20 protein-coding genes and 2 tRNA genes are annotated in these 25,309 nt (G+C 57.1%); 19 read left to right on the top strand and 3 right to left on the bottom strand.

Translation table 11 applies throughout. The features are described from left to right. Nucleotides 1-47: 47 nt before the first annotated feature. The 10 genes from kduI (at nt 48) to HII33_RS00560 (ending at nt 12,339) form a co-directional block, all read left to right on the top strand. Nucleotides 48-893, top strand: coding sequence for a 5-dehydro-4-deoxy-D-glucuronate isomerase (gene kduI, locus HII33_RS00515; RefSeq protein ID WP_179393844.1), 846 nt, complete (start codon nt 48-50; stop codon nt 891-893). Between the two features lie 173 nt (nt 894-1,066). Beyond that, a tRNA-Lys gene (locus HII33_RS00520) sits at nt 1,067-1,139 on the top strand. Nucleotides 1,140-1,664: 525 nt separating this feature from the next. Continuing rightward, entirely contained in the window at nt 1,665-2,945 is a 1,281-nt protein-coding gene (locus tag HII33_RS00525) for an ABC transporter substrate-binding protein (RefSeq protein WP_179393845.1), read from the top strand. An 87-nt stretch (nt 2,946-3,032) separates the two neighbouring features. Continuing rightward, a complete protein-coding gene (locus HII33_RS00530) occupies nt 3,033-3,941 on the top strand; it encodes a carbohydrate ABC transporter permease (RefSeq protein ID WP_343036816.1) in 909 nt (302 codons plus the stop codon). A gap of 1 nt (nt 3,942) precedes the next feature. After that, nucleotides 3,943-4,773, top strand: a complete 831-nt coding sequence (locus tag HII33_RS00535) for a carbohydrate ABC transporter permease (protein WP_179393846.1) — start codon at nt 3,943-3,945, stop codon at nt 4,771-4,773. 49 nt (nt 4,774-4,822) lie between these two features. After that, complete coding sequence (locus HII33_RS00540) at nt 4,823-5,548, top strand: hypothetical protein (RefSeq protein ID WP_179393847.1); 726 nt, start codon at nt 4,823-4,825, stop codon at nt 5,546-5,548. Further along, nucleotides 5,532-7,850: a glycoside hydrolase family 65 protein gene (locus tag HII33_RS00545; protein ID WP_179393848.1), complete on the top strand. Its 2,319-nt coding sequence runs from the start codon at nt 5,532-5,534 to the stop codon at nt 7,848-7,850. The genes HII33_RS00540 and HII33_RS00545 overlap by 17 nt, the downstream gene beginning before the upstream one ends. Nucleotides 7,851-7,908: 58 nt before the next feature. Continuing rightward, nucleotides 7,909-8,946: a LacI family DNA-binding transcriptional regulator gene (locus HII33_RS00550; protein ID WP_179393849.1), complete on the top strand. Its 1,038-nt coding sequence runs from the start codon at nt 7,909-7,911 to the stop codon at nt 8,944-8,946. A gap of 15 nt (nt 8,947-8,961) precedes the next feature. Further along, nucleotides 8,962-10,650, top strand: coding sequence for a glycoside hydrolase family 36 protein (locus HII33_RS00555; RefSeq protein WP_179393850.1), 1,689 nt, complete (start codon nt 8,962-8,964; stop codon nt 10,648-10,650). A gap of 9 nt (nt 10,651-10,659) precedes the next feature. Then, nucleotides 10,660-12,339, top strand: coding sequence for a glycoside hydrolase family 13 protein (locus tag HII33_RS00560; protein WP_179393851.1), 1,680 nt, complete (start codon nt 10,660-10,662; stop codon nt 12,337-12,339). Between the two features lie 332 nt (nt 12,340-12,671). Here HII33_RS00560 and HII33_RS00565 read toward each other — a convergent pair whose 3' ends face one another. The 3 genes from HII33_RS00565 to HII33_RS00575 form a co-directional block, all read right to left on the bottom strand. Beyond that, nucleotides 12,672-14,240, bottom strand: coding sequence for a TPM domain-containing protein (locus HII33_RS00565; protein WP_179393852.1), 1,569 nt, complete (start codon nt 14,238-14,240; stop codon nt 12,672-12,674). Then, on the bottom strand, nt 14,194-14,538 hold the full coding sequence (locus HII33_RS00570; RefSeq protein WP_179393853.1) for a hypothetical protein: 345 nt from the start codon (nt 14,536-14,538) through the stop codon (nt 14,194-14,196). Before HII33_RS00570 ends, HII33_RS00565 begins: the two co-directional genes overlap by 47 nt. Before the next feature lie 104 nt (nt 14,539-14,642). Then, nucleotides 14,643-15,260: a DUF975 family protein gene (locus HII33_RS00575; protein ID WP_179393854.1), complete on the bottom strand. Its 618-nt coding sequence runs from the start codon at nt 15,258-15,260 to the stop codon at nt 14,643-14,645. A gap of 173 nt (nt 15,261-15,433) precedes the next feature. Here HII33_RS00575 and HII33_RS00580 point away from each other — a divergent pair. From HII33_RS00580 to HII33_RS00620, 9 genes are all read left to right on the top strand, one after another. After that, a tRNA-Lys gene (locus tag HII33_RS00580) sits at nt 15,434-15,506 on the top strand. 319 nt (nt 15,507-15,825) lie between these two features. Further along, nucleotides 15,826-16,686, top strand: coding sequence for a PRD domain-containing protein (locus HII33_RS00585; RefSeq protein ID WP_343036817.1), 861 nt, complete (start codon nt 15,826-15,828; stop codon nt 16,684-16,686). Nucleotides 16,687-16,809: 123 nt separating this feature from the next. Next, nucleotides 16,810-18,378, top strand: coding sequence for a PTS transporter subunit EIIC (locus tag HII33_RS00590; protein ID WP_179393856.1), 1,569 nt, complete (start codon nt 16,810-16,812; stop codon nt 18,376-18,378). Nucleotides 18,379-18,429: 51 nt separating this feature from the next. After that, nucleotides 18,430-19,623: a MalY/PatB family protein gene (locus tag HII33_RS00595; protein WP_179393857.1), complete on the top strand. Its 1,194-nt coding sequence runs from the start codon at nt 18,430-18,432 to the stop codon at nt 19,621-19,623. Between the two features lie 21 nt (nt 19,624-19,644). Beyond that, nucleotides 19,645-20,133: a PTS sugar transporter subunit IIA gene (locus HII33_RS00600; protein WP_179393858.1), complete on the top strand. Its 489-nt coding sequence runs from the start codon at nt 19,645-19,647 to the stop codon at nt 20,131-20,133. 17 nt (nt 20,134-20,150) lie between these two features. Further along, nucleotides 20,151-20,522: a Rid family detoxifying hydrolase gene (locus tag HII33_RS00605; RefSeq protein WP_179393859.1), complete on the top strand. Its 372-nt coding sequence runs from the start codon at nt 20,151-20,153 to the stop codon at nt 20,520-20,522. A gap of 167 nt (nt 20,523-20,689) precedes the next feature. Further along, nucleotides 20,690-21,625 carry a lactate/malate family dehydrogenase gene (locus tag HII33_RS00610; protein WP_179393860.1) on the top strand — a complete coding sequence of 312 codons (936 nt, stop codon included), beginning with the start codon at nt 20,690-20,692 and terminating at the stop codon, nt 21,623-21,625. A gap of 316 nt (nt 21,626-21,941) precedes the next feature. Continuing rightward, complete coding sequence (gene pbp4, locus HII33_RS00615) at nt 21,942-23,936, top strand: penicillin-binding protein PBP4(5) (RefSeq protein ID WP_179393861.1); 1,995 nt, start codon at nt 21,942-21,944, stop codon at nt 23,934-23,936. Between the two features lie 237 nt (nt 23,937-24,173). Beyond that, nucleotides 24,174-25,214: an SIS domain-containing protein gene (locus tag HII33_RS00620; RefSeq protein WP_179393862.1), complete on the top strand. Its 1,041-nt coding sequence runs from the start codon at nt 24,174-24,176 to the stop codon at nt 25,212-25,214. Nucleotides 25,215-25,309: the final 95 nt, after the last annotated feature.

Consider the following 25,309-nt stretch of genomic DNA (forward strand, 5'->3'; position numbering starts at 1 on the left):
AACGTGCCGAATGACGCACGAGACGCACAACTTTTTGGAGGCAAATAATGACTTTATCCATGACCACTAACTATTCCCACAGTCCCAAGGACATTGAACACGACTCGACAGATGAGCTGCGCGACCAGTTCTTCGTTGAGAAGCTCTTCACCCCGGGGGAGATCCAACTCACCTACACTTACAACGACCGAATGATCTTCGGTGGGGTCACCCCGACCGATGCACCGCTAGAGATCACCCTCGATAAGCAGCTCGGGGTGGACTTCTTCCTGCAACGCCGTGAGCTTGGGGTCATCAACATCGGTGAGACCGGCACGATCACGATCGACGGCGAGGCTCAGGAAATGGTCCAACACGACGGCTACTACGTCGGGATGGGCCATGCCCACGTGACGTTCGCGTCGGCAGACCCGGCCCACCCGGCCAAGTTCTATGTGGTCTCGACCCCTGCGCACAAGACATACCCGGACAAGAAGCTGCCGTTCGCTAATGCGCTGGCCAAGCCGATGGGCGATCAGGCACACATGAACAAGCGCACCATCTATAAGTACATCGATGCGTCGCAGATGGATACCTGCCAACTGCAGATGGGCTACACGGTGCTGGAGCCCGGCAACTCCTGGAACACGATGCCTGCGCACACGCACGCGCGGCGCATGGAGACGTACCTGTACATCGAGTTCCCGACGCCGGACACCCGCGTGTTCCACTTCATGGGCGAGCCGAGTCAGTCCAAGCACGTGGTGATGACCAATGAATCTGCGGTGATCAACCCGAGCTGGTCGATCCACTGCGGGGTCGGAACCACTAACTACGCGTTCATCTGGGCGATGTGTGGCGAGAACCAGACATACGATGACATGGATGCCGTCGAGATGGCCGACCTGAAGTAACGCCGATGTGGCGGTCCAAAAAAGCCGAGCGCGCTGCTCGGCTTTTTTGGCGTGGCCGCGGCTCGGCGCCAAGGCGGCCCACGGGGATTTTTGCCAAAAAAATACGCCACAATATTGCGCCACTGGGGGATCTATGCTAAACTGTTTAAGTTGTCGAATGGCAATGCAGCAATGGGTGGTTAGCTCAGCTGGCAGAGCAACGGACTCTTAATCCGTGGGTCCAGGGTTCGATCCCCTGACCACCCATCAAAGATTTACGATAGGCATCGATAATGGTTCATCCGTTATCGATGCCTTTTTTTGTTTTGACGCTGATCTAGATAGAAAAAAGTCATGGTCTCGCCGACAGTGACGGATAATAATAATGTTATTACCGTAAGGGTCAACGGCGTGAAGGATCCTTGTCCCGTCGTCCGGGGAGTACTGAGATCGAAGCGGTTAATCGCTAGAAGTTATTTAATCGAAGCTGCGGTTTTTGGAGGTTGCCTGATTAGCGGTTAAGGACGAATAAAACCGACTAAATAACTGCGATGGGCGCTAGCTCAAGTGGCCGAAGTCAGGCACATATGTTATTTACGTGCGTCATGGTTGACAAGAAATTAAGCGCGGGCGTACACTTGCTCATGCAAGCGGTGCCATTATCGCTTTTCTGTAGGCTTTTTACGAAAACGTTTTTGGCAGCGTTTGCTTGGAATCTTGATATTCTTTTGTTCTTATTGTTGGTGATGGGCGCAACTAGGCACGGCATTGGATTTAAGGAGGGTATTAAGTATGAAGTGGAATCACAAATGGTCGACTTTGATGCTTGCTGCAGGGGCTATGCTTGCTTTAGGGTTAGCAGGCTGTAGCAGTAAGGGGGCATCAGATGGTGGCGGCTCGACTGGGAGCAAGACGCTGACGGTTGGTTTTTGGAAGGGGGATTCACCGAAGGAATCAGAGGCGCGCGATACCCTGTTTAAGAACTTCACCAAAGACACAGGAATCAAGATCAAGCAGAAGGTGTACAACGATTACAACACCCAGCTGATGACCGACTTGGTGGGCGGCACTGCGCCAGACGTGTTCTATGTGGATTCATCTTTACTGCCATCGCTTCAAACCAAAGGCGTATTGGAATCGCTCAGCAGCTACATGAAAAAAGACAAGTATGACGCCAGCGACTTCTACGCCCCGACATATAAGGCGTTCACCGGTGACGATGGCAAGCAATATGGACTACCGAAAGACTATTCGACGATGGGCCTGTATTACAACGCCGACCTGTTGAAGAAGGCCGGCTATACTGCCAATGACATTCCGAAGACCGATACTGAATTCTTGGCATTCTTGAAGAAACTGAAAACCAAGCTGCCAGGGGTGACTCCGATGACTATCAGCCCACTACTGGCGCGACAGATGTTCATCATGCAGTCTACCGGTGCGAAGATCATCACCAAGAGCGGCAAGGCGAATCTGAGCGATCCTAAGGTTGTCAGCGCTTTGCAGCCTTTGATCGATGCTGACGCCAAAGATAAAACCGTGCGTACTTTCAAAGAACTTGGCTTCGGCTCAGCGATGGACGCGTTCGGTAGCCAAAAAACGGTGTTCAGTGACGAAGGTGCTTGGCAAGTTTCTGGCTTGAAGACTAACTTCAAGGACCTTAACTGGGGCACCACCGAGTTTCCAACCATCAATGGCCAAAAAGCGAACATGATTTTCACCGTAGGTTGGTCGATGAATGCGGCTTCTAAGCAAAAAGACGACGCATGGCGCTTCATTAAGTTCGTTACCAGCAAGAAACAATCCCAGCAATACTCGACCACGGCATCCGTACTGCCATCGCGCAAGTCTGTTGCTAAGGCAATGGGCCTGACGGATAACAAAGAAATGGCACCATTTGTCGCGGCGGCCAACTATGCGACGCCTTGGATTGCCGGAGTCAACCTCGATACGATCCAAAGCCGCTATGAGAACATTATTCCATCGGCCTTCCAAGGCAAAGTCACGCTGGCTGATGCGCTGAAACAGGCGACTGACTCAGCGAACAAAGACATTGCGAAGCAAGATGAATAGTTCTCGCCTAAGGTAGCGCATTTTGAGAAGCGTGTGTTTGCTGGAATGGCAGGGAAGCACACGCTTTTGATTTGGAGGTGAATCACCGTGGCAAGAAAAAGTGAAAGAAAACGTGACATCACCCAGGCGGCGGCGTTCGTAGCGCCGATGCTATTAGTACTGTTGACGTTTACGCTATTTCCAATTTTCTATTCGTTGTACCTGTCGTTTCATAAGGTGAATCTGGTCGGTAATGTCAGCTATCAATTCGTCGGTTTGAAGAACTTTATCAATGCAATTACCGACGAGCGGGTCATGATTGCGTTACGCAACACCCTGAAGTATGTCGCCATCGTTGTCCCAGTTCAAACCGTGTTGGCCTTAGTTCTGGCAACCGTATTGAATTCCGGCATCCGGTTCCAAAAAACGTTCCGCTCGCTACTGTTTATCCCAACGTTGACATCCAGTTCGGCCTTGACGCTGATTTTCATGTTTATCTTCAGCCTCAACGGACCGATCAACAGCTTGTTGATGAAGCTGAATCTGTTGGCAGCCCCGATCAACTTCTTGAACGACCAGAATTCGGTGATGGGTGCCATCATTGTGATGAACATCTGGTCCACTGTGCCGATGTTCATGACGATTTACCTGTCGGGCTTGCAAGATATCGATATGGCGATGTACGAAGCTGCGGATATCGACGGCGCGAACATGTTCCAGAAGTGGTTCAAAATCACGGTACCACAAATCGCACCGGTGACGAACTACGTCGTGATGATGGGACTGATCTCGACTTTCCAGCTGTTCGATCAACCTTACATTGTCTCCGGTGGCTCGGGTGGACCGAACAACGCGACGCTGACGCTGTCCTTGATCATCTATCAATACGCCTTCCGGCAGTTTGGCACTATGGGTTATGCCTCTGCCATCGCATTACTACTGACATTGGTGGTCTTTTTGATCTCAATGGTCTTCAGGCACTTCTCGAGTGAAAATGTAACTGGGGAGGGGAGATAAGATGCTTAATCGCAATAAAAAAATTGCGCGGGTGATCGCTTATGTGTTGCTGTCGATTTATGCGGTGATCACGATTTATCCGTTTTTATGGGCGTTTTTAGCGTCGTTCAAGCCGTATAGCGACATTGTTCAAAGCGGGTCGCCGTTGTTTAGCGGCCACATGAGCCTAGACAATTACCGTTATATCTTCACCCAAGATCCCATGTTTCCCCATTGGATCTACAACTCACTGTTTATCGCGACGGTGGGTACGGCATTGAATATTTTATTCAATAGTATGGGTGGCTATGCCTTAGCCCGACTGCATTTTCCCGGGCGGCGGACACTATTTATGGTGGTGTTGGTGTGCATCATGGTGCCAACGCAGATCCTGCTGATCCCTAATTATTTGATTATGAAGGCGTTTGGTATTTTGGATACCTATAACGCCATGATTCTGCCTTCTGCCATTAACTTCGCTTATATCTTTATGATGCGCCAATTCTTCATTACGTTCCCGCGAGAACTTGAGGAATCCGCACAGCTCGACGGCTTGGGGCGGCTTGGGATTTTTTTCCGGATTGTGGTGCCGATGGCCAAGTCATCGATTGCTACACAAGGGATCTTCGTGTTCTTGGGCTTTTGGAACGACTTCATGCGACCGTTACTGTATATCACCACTGAGAGCAAATACACTTTGACGCTCGGGTTACAGTCCTTCCAGACCCAGCATGGCACCCAGTGGAATTACATCATGGCTGCAGCGATGATCACGATTCTGCCGATCATATTCTTGTATATCCTTTTGAACAAGTACTTCATGACCGGTATGCGTATTGGCGGCGAAAAATAACGTGCTTGAGGCCGTGAACGAGGCACGCGAACACAAGGAGGTGGCGCCTGTGGCGTTCATTCAATATCTTTCTGATGGAGTCAGCTTCTGGCAACCCAAACCCAAATCGCAACGCACCCCGCTAGAGACGTTGTCGCTTCTGGTACTGATGCTGTTAGTCGTGATGATGCTGATGATCGGAATTCAAAGCATGCGCGTGACGCAGGCGTTTACCCGGTTAGAAGCAGTGGACACCAGCCTGGTGTTCCGGGATAACCAGCTGGTGCTACCAGCCAACCAAGAGCTCCTGGTGGTGGATGCCAGTGGAAGTAAGTTGCAACTGGATGCCAAGCAGCTCGTGATGGACCGGCAGGCCTTCTCTTATCAGGCATTGCAAACCGCATTAGGCGAGAAGCATGCGCTCAACGGTCGACTCAAGCGCTACTTGGGCGGTATCAAGGCGGCTGTAATGCCATCGATGTTCATTGCGTATTATGTGTACGCGGTGTCAATAATTTTTATGGGGCTGGTGCTTGCGACCGTTGGCGCGTGGTTATATCGCCGTGCCGTCGCGAATTGGCGCACGGTGACGTTGACCGAAGCCCTATATGTGAGTGCCACAGTGATGGTACTGCCGACAGTGGGGGTACTGGTTTTGACAAGCCTTGGCGTCGCGCATAACTTGTGCATCAGCGCCTTTTTGCTGAGTGATTTGTTAGGTTTGTTTATTTTAGGTCGCAGTCAGCGACCGACGATAACCGAGACGGGAGTATTGGCCCATGCAAAAAATCAATGATCTGTTTTCTTTCGATGACCGCAATGGCCAGGGGTTAGCTGAGAATCACTTTGGGGTCGCACATCAGCGCAAATTTGAGTCTGTCTTTGCGCAAGGCAACGGGTATTTGGGCTTGCGAGCAGCGCATGAAGAAACCTATCCGATGCAGACGCGCGGGATGTTTGTTGCCGGCACGTTCGAAACCGCTGGCCGCACGGAAATTGCCGAGCTGCCTAACATGCCGGATGTGCTGGCGACGATCGTTGCTTTGGACGGCGAGGTGCTAGACTTGCGCAGTCTGCCGTTTCGCGATTACCAGCGACGGCTCAACCTCGCTAACGGTGAGCTGACGCGCGAGTTGGTTGTTACTTGCGGGTCGCGCGAATACCGGCTGGCGTTCAGGCGCTTCGTCTCCATGACTCAGAAGCACTTGATCGTCAACACCATCACCATCACTGCGGCACAGGCCGGAGAAGCAACGGTGCAAACGACCATCGATGGGACCCAAAGCAACCACGGTGCACAGCACTTTCAAGAAGGTCAAAAGCGCGTCGATGCCGACGGCGGTATCTCTTACCAGTATCAAAGTATCGACGGTAGCTTAGACGCGGTGGTGTATCAAGTTCAAACGCAGTCGACAGCACCGACCAAAACTCAAGTGACGTTCCCGCGGCGGCGAATTGACCACACGACGACGGTGGCGCTGATGGCAGATGAGCCGGTAGTGCTGTCGGTCTATTCGGTGATTGTGACCTCGCGTGACCGTGATCTGGTGTATCGAGACCCGCAAAGCCTGCTGGACAAGGCGACGCAAATCGGCCAGCTTGCCGCACGACGCGGTGCTGATGAGTTGCTGGCGCAAAGCACCAAGGCCTGGGAAACGACCGTGTGGGCCGGGATGCCTGTGACCATCGACAGTCGCGAGCCGATAGATCAGCTGCTGTTGAACTTCGGCCGCTACCACTTGCATGTGATGACGGCTGTCGATGATGACGAGGTCAACATTGCCGCTAAGGGATTATCAGGTGAAGGCTACCGGGGCCATACCTTCTGGGATACGGAAATCTTCATGCTTCCTTACTTCCAATACCAGTACCCAGCTATCGCCCGCCACTTGATTCAGTACCGCGTCAAGCAGCTACCGGCGGCGCGGCGTAACGCGGCTAAAAACGGCTACCAAGGGGCACAATACCCGTGGGAGTCGACGACTGTCGATGCCGGTGATGCGACGCCACAGTGGGGTGCGATCGACATTGATACCGGTAATCCAACCCGCATCTGGACGGGAGAGATCGAGGCGCATGTGACCGCCGATGTGGCGTATGCCGTCAAGCAATATAGCGATAGCCTGTCGGAGACTGATGATTTCTTCCAAACCACTGGCGCGTTCGTGCTGATTGACACCGCCCGGTTTTGGGCATCGCGGGTCACCTGGCAGGAGGCGCATCAGCGGTTTGAGATTCATGATGTGATCGGTCCCAATGAATACAAGGAACACATCGACAACAACGCGTATACCAACTACATGGCGGCGATGAACATGCAGCTGGGCTTGGCGGCGATCGAAGCTCTGGAAGCTGAGCCGACCGCTTTTGCGACAATCGCGGCACAGTATGACTTGCCGGGGTTGAAGGCAACACTTGAGCATGTCTTGGCCCATTTCTACCTGCCGACGCTCAACGATCGCGATATTCTACCGGAAAATGACACTTTCTTGACACTGAAACCGATCGACTTGACGCCGTATCGCGGCCGATCGGTCGGGAGCATCGAGCAAGCCTTCAGCATGTCGTCGATCAACCAGTATCAGCTATGTAAACAAGCCGATGTGGTGTTGGTGATGCTGATGTTTGCAGCGCGCTTTACCCGTGCAGACCGACTACGTAATCTTGACTTCTATGAGGCCAAAACCATGCATGACTCCTCACTGTCTTATGGCAGCCACGCGGTGGCATGCGCCCGTAACCGGGAACGCGAACGGGCCTATCAGTTTTACCACCAGGCAGGACTTGTCGATCTGGGTGCCGATCCACATGGCTCAGAGGATGGCATTCACGCTGCAGCGATGGCACAGCTGTGGAATGCGGTGGTGCAGGGCTTCGGCGGTGTCTCTCAAATCGATCGGTGCTTGAATATCGATCCGCACCTGCCAGCGCAATGGCGAGCGCTGACCTTTGATCTGCACTGGCAAGGAGTGCGGTTAACCGTGCGGGCAACGCCCACTAGCGTGCACATCAGTGGCGCGGTAGCGGCGCCGTTGGCAATGCAAGTGGCCGGGCAAACGGTGGAATTTACGGGTGACTTGCGCGTGACTTTGGATTAACATTCTTATAAATTGTATCATTGCTGCGCCAATGCGTACGGTAAAGGAGTGTTCAGTCATGGCGGTAAAAATCTATCAGGTGGCAGCGGAAGCCGGGGTCTCGGTGGGGACGGTGTCACGGGTGTTTAATCACTATCCCGATGTGAGTGAAGAGACTCGGCGTCGGGTGCTGGCGACTGCTAAGCACCTCGGTTACGTGCCTAACGTGGCCGCACGGACGTTATCGTCTAAGTCTTTGGCGACTGTGGCGTTGATCCTTAATGAAGTCGCGAGAGGCTTTGAAGGCACCTTGGCGATGCACCTGATGCAAGGGGTGAACCGCTATACGCAAAAACACGGTATCGAATTCGTCTTATATATGACAGATGCTGAGCTGCAGCGAGAGAAAACTTTCGAGCAGTTCTGCTTGGAGCGTAACATCACTGGCGCGATTGTCCACGGGCTGAACGTCGGTGACCCGTTCATCAGCCAGATTCAGGCCAGTAAAATCCCGGTGGTGTGTATCGAACAAGAGATCTTAGGGGCCAACACTGCTTCGATCGGCATTGACAACCGCGCGGCAGAGTTGGAAGTGACAAGTGACATGTTGCGGCAAGGACGCCGGAACCTTGTGATGATCAATGGGTGGCGCACTGCCGCTGTCAGCCAGCAGCGCCAGCAAGGCTTTTTGGAGGCGCTGGCACAAGCTGACCGACCGATTTTGGACTACACGGTTCAGTTTGCTGGCTTTGATCTCGATAACGCGATGGCCCTCACCAACCGGCTGATCGTGCAGCACCCGACCATCGATGGCTTCATCTGTGCTAGTGACATTATGGCGGTGGGGGTGCTCAAAGCGTTGCGTCAGCACGGAATCGCTGTACCCACTCAAGTCGCAGTTGCAGGGTTTGACAACACGGTGGTCGGGCGGTATATGGAACCGTCTTTAAGCACCGTGGAGCAACATATGGAAGCGATGGGGGGACGCGCGGCGAAGCTGATGCATGACTTGATCGGGCATAAGTTACCGCAAGACTACACCAAACGCAACGTATTTGTCCCCTATGAGTACATTCAGCGCCGCAGTACTGACTTTGGGCGCGATCGTGAAGGTTAATCAAGGAGGGAGCGTATGTATCAGGTTCTGACGCATTCAAAAACCACGGTGGTCGATACCGTCCAGCTAGCGCCACAACTGGTGGCACTACACGCACAGGCGTCGGCTCAGGTAGCGCTGGAGGTGGTACTGCCGATGGCTGGCATCGCTTATCAGTGGCATCCGCTTAAGGCGTATGACAACACCGTCAAAGCCGATTGGGCGGGTCAAGCGACGGTGGCTGTCAACCAGTCGGCACCGGTTGTCGCTTATTACGATATTGAAGGCCAAAACCGGCTGACAGTGGCATGTGATTGTTTGACGCAGCCAGTGGTGATCAACGCAGGCGTGCGCGAAGAAGACGGGACGCTACACCTTACCTTTAGCGCTTCGGTGACAGCGTTAACTATTCGCATCGATCAGCGACAGGTGCCTTATTATCAAGCGATTCAGGCGGTCAGCCGGTGGTGGGAAGAACAAGTGACGCCGTACCCCGCGACAGAGGCGCAGCGCACGGCCTATTATTCCACCTGGTATAGTTGCCACCAAGACTTGTCTGCAAAGATGCTTGAGGCGCAGGCGGTCGCGATGCAAGCCAACGGCATCACCCGCTTGATCCTGGATGACGGCTGGCAGACCGATGACAACCACCGGGGGTATGCCTATACCGGCGATTGGCAGGTGGCCACCCACAAATTTCCTGATTTTGCTGGGTTCGTGCGGCAGATGCACGCGCATGGTATCGAGGTAGTGGTGTGGTTTAGTGTCCCGTTTGTCGGCATGCGTGCCGCCAAGTGGCCGGCAGTCCAAGACAAGTTGCTTTATACCTGGGAAAAAGAGCAGTGTGGCGTGTTGGATTTGCGTTATCAAACCAACATCGATTACCTAGTAACCACCTACCGAGACTTTGTCACTCAATACGGCATCGACGGGCTTAAGCTCGACTTCATCGATTCGTTCATGATGCATCCCCAGACGCCGGCGTACGATCCGGCAGTGATGCAATATCGGACGGTTGCACAAGGGTTATTGGTGTTGTTAGCAGCGGTCAAGCGCGTCGTGCAGCAGCATTCACCGAACTTTTTTGTTGAATTCCGGCAGCGTTATATCGGGCCGGTGATGCGCCAATATGCGAACGCATTGCGGGTATCAGACTGTCCGTATGCCGCCCAGACCAACCACGTCGGCATTTGTGACCTCCGGTTATTGAGCGGCGAGACGCCGGTTCATTCAGATATGGTCATGTGGCATCCTGACGAAGCGCCAGCGCAAGTCGCGCTACAGCTGCAGGCGTCGTTGTTTGGCGTCTTGCAACTGTCGGTTGATCTGACCCGCCAAACTGCCACACAACTCGCGGTACTGGCGCAGTTTTTGAAGGTGGCGCGTGCATATATGGCGCCGCTTCAACTCGGCGAGTTCGCTCCACTGCATCCAGAGTTGAATTACCCAGTAGTCAGCGGCGAGGCAGACGGGGTGCGGGTGGTGCAGATGACCGGTGGTAATTACCCGGTGACACTCACCACTGATGAGACCCTAATTATTAACAGCAGTGCGGCCACTCGTCTCACACTGTACCTGAAGCCTGCCACCCGCTACCGTGTGCAACAGTGGGACTGCTGTGGGCAAACAGGCGCCAGCCAGGAAATCGCGCAGACGCCGGCGGTGATCAGCCAAACTGTCGGTGGGTATACACGAATCGTTGCAGTCGATGAAGGGAAAGGGTAGGGACACAATATGACAGTATGGTGGCAAAAAGCGGTAGTTTATCAGGTCTATCCGCGCAGCTTTCAAGATTCAAACGGCGATGGAATCGGTGATCTGCAAGGGGTGTTGCAGCACATCGACTACATCAAGAAACTCGGCGCCGATGTCGTTTGGTTGAATCCAGTGTACCGCTCACCTAACGATGATAACGGTTATGATATCTCAGACTACCAACAGATTCAGCCTGATTTTGGTACACTGGCGGATTTGCGGGCTGTGATCGACGCTTGCCATCAAAATGGGCTGCGGTTGATGATGGATCTGGTGGTGAATCACACCTCAGACGAGCATGACTGGTTCGTCGCCTCGCGCACCAGCCGCGAAGATCCGTTCCATGATTTTTATATCTGGCGTGAAGGGCGCAACGGCAACCCACCGACGAATTGGCGTTCTGAATTCGGTGGCTCGGTATGGCAATATGACCCGCAAGTCGATCAGTATTACCTGCATATGTTCACCAAGAAGCAGCCGGACTTGAACTGGCGCAATCCAAAAGTACGTCAAAAGGTCTTCGATATGATGGATTGGTGGTGTCAACAAGGTATTGATGGTTTCCGGATGGACGTCATTAACTTGATTTCGAAACCTGAGCCGCTGACCGATGATCCTCACCTCACCCAAGACGCCCGCACATCATCGTTAGGCTACGTTGCCAACGGTCCGCACGCGCATGAGTATTTGCAGGCAATGAATCAGCAGGTGTTGCGTCGCTACCCGCTGATGACTGTCGGCGAGACTCCTGATGTCACTCCGGATGACGCGATTAAGTATGCCGGGTTCGACCGAGGCGAGCTGCAGATGGTGTTCCAATTCGAACACATGCAGTTAGAGAACGATCCAGTCGTCGGCAAGTGGACCACCAACCGCGCTAGCCTCCCGGCGCTGAAGGCGGCTCTGTCGCGGTGGCAAACAGCCTTAGATGGCAAGGCGTGGAACAGCTTGTATTGGAATAACCACGACCAGCCACGGGTGGTGTCACGCTTCGGTAATGATCTCGCCGAATACCGCGAGCTATCCGCCAAGATGCTGGCGAACACCCTGCACATGATGCAAGGGACGCCGTATATTTATCAGGGCGAAGAAATCGGTATGACTAATGTTGCCTTCGCGGACATTCGAAACTATCGCGACGTTGAGATCAAGAATACTTACCGCGAATTGGTGGAAGAAACGAAGACTTTGACGCCAGCACAGATGAAGGCTGCCATTGAGTATCGCGGGCGTGATAACGCCAGGACGCCGATGCAGTGGCGAGACGCCCCCAACGCTGGGTTCACTACCGGGACGCCGTGGCTCGGGGTCAACCCCAACTACCCGCAGATCAACGTGGACGCCGCATTGATGGACCCTAACTCGATTTTCTATTTCTATCAGCGCTTGATTCAACTGCGCAAAGATTATCCGATTATCACCGACGGCCACTATGCGTTGCTGGATCCGGATGACGAGGCGGTGTTCATGTACACGCGCACGCTAGGAGACCAGCAGCTACTGATGGTTAGCAACTTCACAGACCAAACCCTGCAGCGACCTGTAGCAGCACGCTTAGGTACGCAGCCTGAGGGACTCATTAGTAACTATCCAGCCGCCGATGTCGACACCTTGCGACCATACGAAACGCGGACGTATCTTTCGACGGTAGTAGGATAAGGTGCGCCCCAAACCATCGTTGGCCCGTGCTTGACCGCGCCACGGGGTTGAGCCACAAGCAGCAGTTTGAGGCGGGTGCACGACACTGTCAGAACAGGTCGGGCCACCAGCTAGCGCCTGCTCGATCGTATGTCTGCTCGTCACGCCTTGCGTTCGAACGGACAAAGCAAGCCGTATAAGTACAGCCCCTAGTTCAACCCGATCTTAAGGTTGACTAGGGGCTGTACTTATACGCTGGGCTAAAAGTGTTGGATATCTCAGCTTTCAGCTCGCTAATGTTCAAGTGGACCCTAGCGATTGGCGACGACAGGTGGTCGCTGCGAGTCACAATGTCACCAGCTGGAGGTACCGCCGCCGCCACCGAAATCGCCACCGCCGAAGGAGTCGCCACCGCCGTCGCCGCCGCTTGAACCGCTGGCGTACCAGTCGTCCGCGTGGTTGACATACATCGAGCTGGTCTTGTAGGTCTTGGTCGTCTCATCCGCATGGAAGAACTGCGTGACGGTCACGCTGCCGAACGCGAAGGCCATGTCGTAGTAGTCCGGCAGATCGCCCTTACGCTTTTTACCGTGGGCCTTGCCGCCGAGGCTGGTCTTGAGTGACGTCTTGGCCTTGGTGATCGCGGCGTCTTGGGTCGCGGTCGCAAGCGCCGTGGCCAGGGCCCGATCGTCGTCATGCTGCTTCAGGCGCACGCGTAGATCGCCGAGAAAATTACGGATCATTCGGTTCAGCTGGAGGTGTCGGTGGGCACGCGTGTTGGTTGCATTCAGCGCGAGGTAACTGACTAGAAGCAAACCGCCGAACAGCAGGCTCATCACGAAAGCGTTGAGCAACTGAAGGGGGGATTGGCCCGATGCGAGCAGACGCTCAAGAAACTGCATGGCGCGGCGTCCCCAACTGGTGAGTTGAAGGTGAACGCGCAGGGCGGAGATCGAATTGGCGTGACCGGTGAGCCAGTACAGCCCGAGCACTAGTAGGATCAGCACCCAGCCGTTCGTGATCAACCGAACCAGCCACCACCAGGCCTGCGTTAGCGGGGGCAACAAGTACGGTCGGACATCAGATGATGGGACACGGTCGCGTTGCTTAGTTTGGGGCAAGCGAAATTGCCGGTCAAAGAGCGGTGTCACCCGGTACCAGTCGTCCTGGTGGCGCCGATACATACTCGTCTGCTTGAAGCTGCGATCGGGCGTGCGGGCATTGGCGTAGAATTTTGCGATCGTCGTGCGTCCGAACGCGAACTGCATGCTGTAGTAATCCGGCACGCCCATTTTATCGACGGCGTTCACGTTTGTCGGCAGTAGTTGTGCGCGTAGCGTTGTCCGTGCGGTTTTGACTGGTGTGGGATGTGGTGAGGCGAGTATGGCAGTCGCGTCAAGCTGTGGGTCGATCGCGTGCATCGCGCTCAAGTAGTGTTGCACGAGGGCGTCTAGCCGCACGCGCGCCTGAAGGTGGCGGCTCAAGCGGTGCATTGTGTACAGGGCGAGGCCCAGACCCGCCAGTGCGACCAGGAGGCTGAAGACGCCGTGCGTGGTGTTGAGCCAGGTCCAGATCGCGGTGAGGGGGTGGAATCCGGTGTGCGTCTGGAGATGAGCGATCCGACTGGCGTCAACCGCACCGGTGCGGATCAGTTGGTCCAACCGTTGTGTGACCAGCTGCACGCCTGCGTTGTAATCGCCACGGCGATAATCGGTTTTGACCTGGTCGTCGGTCACCACATCGGTCATCGCGTCGGGGATCCGACTTTCCATCCCGTAGCCCACTTCGAGGCGGGCTTGGCGCTCAGCTTTGGCAATGAGGTAGACGACCCCGCTGTCTTCGTCGGCATCGCCGACGCCTAGCGTGGTGGCCTGCTCAAGGGTGAACTGTTCGATCGTTGTGTCGGTCGGTAAGTGATCCACCGTGATCATGCGGGTGGTGCGCGAGCTGCTTGTAGCGCGTGTTCATCTTGTGGATCGCGGTCTTGGTCTCGGCGCTGAGCAGGTGCGCGTTGTCGGAGACGAAAATGTTATTCGGGTCGACTTGAACGGTGCTGGTGCCCGGCCGGGGCAGTGCGGTCCAGATCATCATGCCGATCAGGACCACGGCCAAGAGGAGTGGCGTGAGTTTCAGCGCGACGCCGCCGATCGCGGCAACGCGCCGTTGCCAAGGCGACCAGGGCCTGGGGACCAGTTGGGCGCGGGGGGAGGAGGAGCGCATCAGGGTCAGTCCTTTGTAGTTGATTTGTTATGCTTCAATCAGCTTAGCATAACTGATCGGCACAAAAAAGGCCCCCGACATGCGGGGACCGAGCATCAAGGGGGCTAGAAGTCTGAGAAGGCCGCATCCGGCTGCTGGAAGCGGTCACCGGCCAGCTGGCGGTAGTACGCCGCGTTGGTTGCCTGAACGTACGGGGCAAGCCACAGGAAGCCGATCCCGGCCGTGCAGACGGCCAGCAGGCCCCAGCCGACGAAGCTGAGTTGGAGGATGAAGTAGTCCCACTTGTGGCCGTGCATCAGTTCGCGGCTGGCCGTGATCGCGTCGGTGGCGCCGATCTCGCCGCCAGCGTGCTGTAGGTCTGCCAGGATGTAAGGGACCTGGGCGTAGGCGAGCGCCTTCACGAGCCCGGGGATCACGAACAGCAGGCTCCAGAGCGCGGTGAAGATATAGGTCAGCAGGGTGTTAAGAAAAACCGCGATCGGCTGCCCGCTGGTGAACCCGCTGAAGATGTTATTGAATAGGCTTCGGCCTTGCTCGCCGCTGTCGATGAAGCGTAGGAGCGTGAAGCTGAGCCCGGTCAGGACCATCAGCTGCAAGATCCCCACGGTGAGACTGCCGATTAGGGTCGCAAAGAGGGTCCCTACGAAGACCAAGGCGATCGCCCAACCCCAGTTGCCTTGTAGGCGCGCTTTGGCCTGTGCTTTTAGTTCTGCTCTTGTCATGTTCATTCCTCCGTCAGTGTTACTACTTATAATTATCATTACTATCATACCATGACCCGCGTTATTTTACGCGTCAATAAACGTAAACGGTGGGGCGTCTGCCGGAAAAAGTGGTTGCGTCGGGCGGTGGGACATGCTAATATATTTAAGTTGTCAAATGGCAATGCAGCAATGGGTGGTTAGCTCAGCTGGCAGAGCAACGGACTCTTAATCCGTGGGTCCAGGGTTCGATCCCCTGACCACCCATCATCGACCGACAAGCGGCGCGCTTGTCGGTCTTTTTTTGGCGCGTACCGGTCGCGGCCTCAAAAAATTGCGCCGCATAAAAATAACAAAATTTTTGTGAAATGGTGAACGGAGGTGGGCGCTTGCTACCTATATGTCCCAACCGGGGGCGCTTGGACGACCGGATAACGGCGGGGCGCGGCTGGCGCTAGGCAGAAGCTGCCCGCCGGCCAAAACTTATTTGACAAGTTTTCGGGCAGTTGCTAGTATGAAGCCCGTAAACGTTTACAGGTTTTTGGGCAACATTGCTGCACGCACTCAGCACGCTTAACCAATTTAGGTGATCGTCTTGCTAATTTCACAAGTGTTAAACAATAACGTTCTACTTGTGGAGGATGGGCAAGATCAAGAGAAGATCATCTGGGGTCGTGGCATCGGCTTTAAGGCGCACAGCGGGCAGAACTACGACCCGCAGCCAAGCGACAGAGTCTTTTCTGCCGTGCCACACAATGACGATAAGTGGATCGATTCATTCAAGCAACTGTCGAGTAAGATCCCGCGTGAGTATTTCGAATTGACCGATCAGATCATTCAACTCGCGCAGCGTCAGATCGACGCCGACTTCGATGAGCATCTCTTGATCCCGTTAACAGACCACATCTACTTCGCAGTAGAACGATTCCGGATGGGTCTGAATCTCGCCAACCCGATGTTGATCAACCTGAAGCGCTTCTTCGCCAAGGAATACCAGGTGGGGAAGCAAGCCCAGACGATGATCAATCAGCTTTCCGGCGTCCCTGTCTCGGATGATGAAGCAGGGTTCATCGCCATCCATCTGGTCGAGCACGAGATCCAACACTCAGACAGCTCTATTACTAATTTTTCTAATATTCTAGAGATCTCATCCGGCGTGAACAATATCATCGAAGCCGCATTCGGGCGCCAGTTCTCAGAGGACAGCATCGCCGTCAGCCGGCTTATGACGCACCTGCACTACTTGATCCTACGCAGTGGGACCAAGCACCAGCATAAGGCGTCGCCGGACGACACCGATCTGCTCGATTCACTGATGCGCCGGCACCACCGTGCGGGCACTTGCCTGCGCCAGGTGGTCGCCTACCTCGAAACGAAGATCGACTACCGCTTCACGGATTCGGATCGGCTCTACCTGCTGATCCACATTGTTCACATAACTGAATAAGGGCTTGTAACTTTAAGTAGGCAATACCCAATGACCGCAGCGGACGCGCGAAGTGTGCCCGCAGGCGGTCATTGGGTATTTGATTTTGACGGCGCCACACGCCGTTCGAGAGGAGTAATCACAATGGACAACGCACAGTCACATGAGAGCCGCAAGACTCGCTTCTATGCGTTCATGCAGAACCTGGGCAAATCCTTCATGTTCCCGATCGCCACACTATCGGCCATGGGGATCCTGGTCGGGCTGGGCAGCGCCTTCACCGCACCGTCGATGATGGAGCGGCTCCCGTTCCTGCAGAACCACATCGTCAATGTCATCTTCACCTTCCTGAACACCGTCGGGGGCTTCGGCTTCACGTACCTGCCGGCGATGTTCGCGATGGCCCTGCCGTTCGGGCTGGCCAAGCGGAACAAAGGGGTCGGGGCGATCGCCGCGTTCGCGGGGTACATCGCGCTGAACACCGGGATCAACTTCATGCTGCAACAGCAGCACGCCTTGGTTGCCGCCGACAAGATGCAAGCAGCCGGCCAAGCCAACGTGTTGGGGATCCAGACGCTTGAAATGGGCGTGCTCGGCGGGATCCTGGTCGGCTTGATCACGTACTTCCTGCTGGAAAAATACCAGGAAGTCAAGCTACCGGACGCCTTCTCCTTCTTCGGGGGGATCCGCTTCGTGCCGATCATCTCGGTCATCGTGGAATCCTTCGTCGGGTTGGTCATCCCGTTCATCTGGCCGACGTTCCAAAACGCGATCATCGGCCTGGGGCGTCTGATCCAAGGCGCCGGGATCTTCGGCCCGTTCCTGTACGGGATCGCGCTGTCCGTCCTGAAGCTGATGGGGTTGCACCACATCCTGCTGGCGATGGTCCGCTTCACCGATGCCGGGGGGACCGCCATCGTCGGGGGCAAGACCGTCACCGGGGCGCTGAACATTTTTTACGCGCAGCTGAACGCCGGTGTGCCGGTCTCCGGCAAGGCGACGGCCTTCCTGTCACAGGGCTTCATGCCGACCTTCATGTTCGGCCTGCCGGCGATCTGCTTGGCGATCTACTTCACGGCCAAACCTGAGAACCGCGACCGCATCAAGGGCCTGCTGATCTCCGCCACGCTGGTCGCGTTCGTCTCCGGGATCTCCGAACCGACCGAGTACCTGTTCTTGTTCGTTGCGCCGATGCTCTACGTGTTCCACACCATCATGCAGGGGCTGTCTCTGTCTGTCATGATGCTGTTGGGCGCCCACATGGGGAATACCGATGGTGGGGTGCTCGACTGGATCCTGTTCGGCTGGCTGCAGCCGAACTCGCGCTGGTGGTTGCTGATCCCAGTCGGGGCCATCTGGTTTGCGATCTACTTCGGCTTCTTCCGCTGGTACATCGTCAAGAAGAACGTCAAGACCCCAGGACGTGAAGCAGAAGGCGATGTTGTGATGACCAAAGGCGCCGGGATCTACGACCCAGGGGTCATCCTCGGCGCGCTGGGTGGGGCGGCGAACATCGTCAGCCTCGACAACTGCGTGACCCGTCTGCGACTGGAGGTCAAGGACCCGGCCAAGCTGGATGAAGATAAGCTCAAGGCATCCGGCGCGCTGGCGATCATGAAGGCGGAGAAGTCCGTGCAGATCGTCTACGGCGCGCAAGTGCAAAGCGTCAAGGATGGCGTCGAAAAACTGATGGCAGGTGGCGCGCCGGCTTGACCGTCGGCGCCCACCGTCACTTGCATCACCCGAGTCACAAGGAGGCCCAGCATGACACAATATGATTTTGACACACTCGCTGACCGGTCGATCGACAACGCCCGCAAGTGGGACGCCGGCATCGTCCGTAGTAAGTTCCCGCAGGTGCGCGCGGACTTCATCCCGCTGTGGATCGCCGATATGGATTACCAGGCGGCCCCGGAGATCCGCGACGCGCTGGCGCGAATGGCGACTAATGGCGCGTATGGCTACACCTACGCGACGGCGCGCTGGACCCAAAGCGTGGTCGACTGGCAGCGGCTTCGTCATCACAGCCACGTGGAGAAGGACTGGGTCACCCTGGGGTACGGCACCGTCCCGAACATGCATGTGCTGATCCAGGCGCTTCTGGCTCCTGGCGACAGTATCCTGTTGAACACACCGGTCTATGGGCCCTTCGCGTATGCGGCCGAACATAACGACCGCGGTGTGATCACCGTTCCGCTGATCAAAAATGGTGCCCGCTACGACCTCGACTGGGCTAAGATAGAAGAGGCGATGAGAACGCTTCACCCGAAGCTGACCTTCTTCTGCAACCCGCATAATCCGTCCGGTCGCATCTGGACCGAAGCAGAGCTGACCCGCATGGCGGCACTGTGCCTCAAGTACCATGTCTTGCTCGTCTCCGATGAAGTCCACTCCGAGCACATCATGACCGGGACCTTCACTAGCGCGCTTCAGCTGCCGGCGAAGTACCTCGATAACCTCGTGATGTTCACCTCACCGAACAAGGGCTTCAACCTTGGCGGCCTCAAGCTGTCCTACTCGATCATCCCGAACGCTGAGCTGCGGGCGACCTTCCGCAAGCGGTACGCGGCCAACTCGGTCACGTCACCGAACGTGCCCGGTCAGATCGCGATGACCGTGGCCTACGAGCAGTGCGGGGAGTGGCTCGACCAGTGTGAGGCGTATATCCGCGAGAACCTGCGCTTGACGCAGGCGGCGATCGCTGCGGATTTTCCGGGCTGGGAACTGATGGACATGGACTCGTCCTACCTGCCGTGGGTCTCCGTGGCGGGCAGTGGCATCGATATGCACACCATCGCGAAGACGATGGCGGAAGATGCCGGGGTCGTGGTCGGGATCGGGGATGATTACGTCGCCAACGCGGATGACTTCCTGCGGTTGAACCTCGGGACGTCACACGCGGTGATCGAAGACGCAATGAGCCGCATGGCGGCGACCTGGCGCAAGATGCGCGACTAATAGAATTGGAGTGTGGATGAGATGTTCAATTTTTTCAAAAAAGCAGCGAAGACCGTGACGATCGTGGCGCCCGCCGATGGGGAGGCGATGCCGATCACGGCGGTGTCCGATCCGATGTTCGCTCAGAAGATCATGGGCGACGGCTACGCGGTGCGGCCGAGCGATGACGCGCTGTATGCGCCGGTCAGCGGCCAGATCGTGTCCGTGTTCCCGACGAAGCACGCCATCTCATTCCGAACAGACGACGGGTTGGAGGTGTTGCTGCACATGGGCGTCGACACCGTCGAGCTCAAGGGCGCACCGTTCAACCTGACCGTCGCCGACGGGCAGACTGTGGCGGCCGGTGATCCGCTGGGCACCATGGACCGTGCCGCTGTCGCGGCGGCGGGCAAGTCCGACGAGCTGATCGTTGTGTTCACCAACATGGCGGCGGTCAGCGCCTTCCCAGGCGTGGCGGCGGCCACCGTTGCGCACGGCGCCGACCTCGGCACGCTCACACTCAAGGCATAAGTATAGGAGGAAACACGATGGCAGATACGATCTACACCGCCGCGGCGCCTGCGCCGATCGGCCCGTATACCCAAGCGCAACGCGTGGGGGACCTCTTGTTCGTTTCCGGTCAGATCGGCATCGATCCGGCCACTGGGGACCTGGTCCCCGGTGGGGTCGCCGACCAGACGGCCCAAGTCCTCAGCAACATCCAAGCGATCCTTGCTGCGGCCGGGGCGACCCCGGCGCAGGTGGTCAAGACCACCTGTCTACTGGCGGACATCGCGGACTTTCCGGCCTTCAACGACCTGTACGCAGACGTCTTTGCTCAGCCGGCCCGCTCGACCTTCGCCGTTAAGGCGTTACCGAAACAGGCGCTGGTTGAAGTCGAAGTGATCGCAGCACTCTGATTTGGCCTGACTGCACGCACTGGTGCGGGCTTGTCTGACAGCCCAAGGTCAAGGCAGTGAGCCGCCTTGAGGCTGGCCGGCTCGGCGAGAGGGGACATGGGACTGGTCAACTTGTGGTCCCGTGTCTTTTTTGTGGGATGCGTCGCGTTACTATAGAAAGGAAATTTATGACACAGACAGTGGGGATCATCGGCGTCGGTCACGTGGGGGCCGCCGTTGCGGCGGCCTTGACGCTGCGCGGTAGTGTCGGCAAGCTCTGGCTCGTCGACCGCCAAGACGCCAAGGCGCAAGCAGAGGCACTTGATCTGATGGATCAAAACGCGCTGCTCGACAAGCATACGGCGATCGAGGCGTTCAGCTACGACAGCGACTGGCACCAGCTTGCCGAATGCGACATCGTCGTGCTGGCGGCTGGAGACATCAGCCTCCTCGGTGGCGAGCACCCCGACCGCTTCGCGGAATTGCGCAACTCGGTGCACGTCGCCCAAGACGTCGCCCCGCGCCTGCGCGCGTCCGGCTTTGCCGGCGTCTTGCTCAACATCACGAACCCGTGCGACGTGGTCGTGACCTACCTGCAACGGCTGACCGGCTGGGCGCCGAACCGGATCTTCGGAACCGGGACCACGCTGGACACGGCCCGGATGCAAAAAGCGGTCGCGACGGCGCTCGGGTGCAACATGGCCGACGTCACCGGATACGTGCTCGGGGAGCACGGCGAGAGCCAGTTCACCGCCTGGTCGACTGTACGCGTCGCTGGGCAGCCGATCCAGGCACTCGCGACGGCGCAGGGGCTCTCGCTCCCTGACTTCAAGGAGCAGGCGCGCATGGGTGCGTGGCAGATCCTGGCGGGCAAGGGCTTCACGGCGTACGGCATCGGCCTGTCCGCCACCGTGATGATCGAGGCGATGCTCGCTGACAGCCACCGGGCGCTAGCCGTCTCGGCCTACGACCCGGCGCTCAAGTGCTACATCGGTCAAGTCGCCCGCCTCGGCGCGACGGGGATCATGTCCGTTGTCTCGCTCCCGCTGACGGCGGAAGAGGGAGTCCAGCGTGAGCGCTCCGCGGCCTCGATCCAGCACATGCTGGCGACGATCCCGGTCTGACCCTGTTTCACGTGAAACAAGCCTCACCCTAGACAGTCCTTAGGCGTGACCACCATCGCGGCTGAGGCGGGTGGGCCACCACCGGCACGCCTGCGCTCCCCCGAGCGGGCGTGCGAAGATCGCCACCATGCGATCACCCGCTTGCTGTGGCGCGTCGGTACCAAGCGTCGCTGGGGCGGCGGGGACTATTTCGGCCACCTTTTAGATAAAGGGTGGCTTTTTGAGTGCGCACTCGTTTCACGTGAAACCAGGCCCGCACTACCCCACCGACCGCAAAACTGCTAAACTACAGCTAACAAGACAAGGGGGCTTTCACGTGAAGGGTAAGACAATGGTGATCGGCGGTGCGGCCGCCGTCGTAGTGGTCGCGGCAGGTGTCGGGGGGTATTTTCTCTACCAGGACCACCTGCGCAAGGCTGAAGCCGCGGCCGTGCAGTCGGTCGCGCAGACCTACACGCGGGCGTTCGCCAAGCGTCAGTACAGCAAGATGGCCCAAGTGGTCGATCCGACACGGCTGCGTGGTGCGGACTATCGCTACACGTTGAAGTCGCTGGTCGAGCGCAATCAAGGGGTGTTCGATCGGGTCGGGGCCAGTGACATCAAGGTCCGGCAGCTCAAGGTGCGCAAGGTCAGCGACACCCAGTACCAGATGACCTTCAACGCAGCGATGACCACGACGCTAGGCCCACTGACAGTCACCGGCTACAAAACGACGATCCGCAAGGTCCAGTCGCACTGGCGGGTGGTCTGGCAGCCGGCAATGTTGTTTCCGCAGATGAGTGGGACGGCCACCGTGCAGTTGTCACGGACGACGCCGACGCGCGGCGAGCTGCTCGATCGCAATGGCAGCCCGCTGGCGGCGAATGGGACGGCGTTGCAGGCGGGGATGGTACGCGGCCAGCTTGGAACGGGGCAGACGCTGACGGACAATCTGACCAAGATCAGCGCGGCCTTCGACGTCGAAGTCAGCGACCTGCAGGCGTTGCTCGCACAGTCCTGGGTGACGGACGAGAATTTTGTCCCGATCAAGGTCGTGACCGCCAATCCCGCATTGACGGGCGTCGTCTACCAGCAAGTCGCGCAGCGCACCTACCCGCTAGGTGAGGCGGCCGCGCAACTGATCGGCTATGTCGGGGAGGTCTCCGCCGACGACCTGAAGGTCCACCCGAGCCTGCAGGCGGGCGATCGTATCGGCAAGGCCGGACTGGAGCGCGCCTACAATACCAAGCTGGCGGGGAAGGCCGGCGGTAGTCTGACGATCGTGGACCAGAATAAGACCGTCAAGACGCTGGTCGAACGCCAAAAAGTCGATGGCAAGACGATCCGTCTGACCATCGACGCAACGAAGCAGACGCAGGCCTTCAAACAGTTGGCGGGTAAAAAAGGCGCGGTGGTCACCCTTGCCCCGAAGACCGGCCAGCTCCTGACGCTGGTCAGCTCGCCGAGTTATGACCCGAACAAGTTCGTTGCCGGTATCAGCCAGGCCGACTACGATCAGTACGCCAAGAGCGCGGACACCCCGTTCACTAGCCGCTTCCTGCAACGCTATGCCCCGGGGTCGACGTTCAAGATGATCACCGCCGGCATCGCGCTGGACAACGGCACGATCACACCGACCACGACCCGCACGATCGCCGGCCTGAAGTGGCAGCAGGACACCAGCTGGGGTGATTACTATGTCACCCGCGTCCACGCCGCCGGCAGCGAGGACATGGCCCAGGCGCTCGCACATTCCGACAACATCTGGTTCGCCCAGACGGCCCTGAAGATGGGCAGCGCGGCGTACGTGAAGGGCGCAACACCGTTCTTGACCCAAAAAGCGGCATTGCCGCTCAGTCAACCGACCGCACAGCTCTCGAACTCGGGCAAGCTGACCGATTCGGTGCTTCTGGCCGACACCGCCTACGGTCAGGGGCAGCTGCTGTTGACCCCGCTCCAGCAAGCGACGGCGTACACCGCGATCGTCAATGGTGGCCAGATGCAGTTGCCGACACTTGAGCTGGACCAGACGGCTAAGGCCAGTCGGGTGCTCAAGGCCACCAGTGCCGAGGCCGTCAAGGCGGCGCTCCAGACCGTGGTCACCGCCAGTGACGGGACCGCGCATGCGCTGGCCAGCCTGAATCACCGCATCGCGGCCAAGACCGGGACGGCAGAGCTGAAGGCGAAGCAGGACACGGATGGGGCAACGAATGGCTTCCTGATGGCGGAAGACGCGGAAGCCGACAGCTATCTGATGCTCGCCCTGGTCGAAGGGGCCGGGAGTGGGGACGTCGTGACGATGATGACGCCCTACCTGCGCACGTTGTACTGATTATCCACACCAAAACGCTGCTGAGCGTGCGTGCTCGGCAGCTTTTTTTGTGCTTCGGGGCGTATTTCCCGGGCAATTTTTTTGGGGGTGGTTGTCCTATCGGTAGGGTGTATCGGACGATGGATGGCACGTTCGGCAACTGGTCGCGTGCTCGGGTTGTCCTGTCTTCAAAGCATGGGCGGGTATAGACGTGTGATCGGTGCCGTGATATAAAGAGCGCTGAAAGGGGAGACTATAATGCAGATGATCGACTATGTGAGGACAACGCCCGACCAGTTACGCGCCAACTTGGCACGAGCGGATGAACTCGTGAGGCCGTTGGTCACCGCCTGGCAGGAAGCAGAAGTGAACAGCCTAGTATTAGTGGCGTCTGGGTCGTCTTACAATGCTGCGATGATCGCGCTGCCACAGATGCGTGCGCTACTGCGCCAGCCGATGACGGTGATCACGCCCGAGCAGTATTGTTTGGCTGGGACCGAGTACGCGGTAAAGCCGTTCGTAGTAACAATCTCGCAGAGCGGCGCCTCAACAAATATTGTCCGTGCACTTGATCAGATGGCGACGCACGGCGAACGACGGATCTTGCTGACGAGTCAGCCGGCCAGTGTCGCCGCGGGACACGCCGAATTAGTCGTGGATTACGGACTGGGCACTGAAACCGTTGAATTTGTGACGCTCGGGTTGAGTGCGCTCGTTTGGTTCCTAGTGTTGGCGGCGGCTAAGTGCGCGGATGCACTGACGAGCGATTTTCGCCGCGACCTGACGCAGGTACCGACGGCCTATGCCCAGGTATTGCGCGTCGCAGATCAGTTCTTTGACACGCATGTACGATCATTGGCCGAGATGCGCGAGGTCTTCGTCTGCGGTAACGATATGAATCTCGGTGTGGCACGGGAAGGTGCCCTGAAAATGCAGGAAACGATCAAGGTCCCGGCTCGTCACTATGAAATCGAGGAGTTTCTTCACGGCCCGGCATATCAGCTGACGGCAGCCAGCACTGTGTGGTTGATCGACGATCCAACGCCGAGTGCGCGCATCGGTCAGATCCATGCGGCGCTTGCCAAGGTGACGACGCGCGGTTACTTGATCACGACGCGACCCGATGCCGGCGCACAGGCGCTGATCGGCACACCCTTGAGACTGCCGCTGATGTCCGGATTAGTGAATGTGGCGGTCAGTCAGCTGCTCTGTGCGCGGTTAATGCACCGACTAGAACGAGAGGCAGTTGACCCGTTGGCACGCGCTTTTCAATCGGCGGTCCAGATCAAACAGTATTGATTTAGGTGCCAGTCTTTGTTGCGTAACTTGTCATGCGGCAAAGGCTTTTTTGTTGCAACTTGTTATGTCGGTGGTATGCTTATCCCTGTAGTGTT

The organism is Lacticaseibacillus absianus (genome assembly GCF_013407595.1).
Taxonomy (GTDB): domain Bacteria; phylum Bacillota; class Bacilli; order Lactobacillales; family Lactobacillaceae; genus Lacticaseibacillus; species Lacticaseibacillus absianus.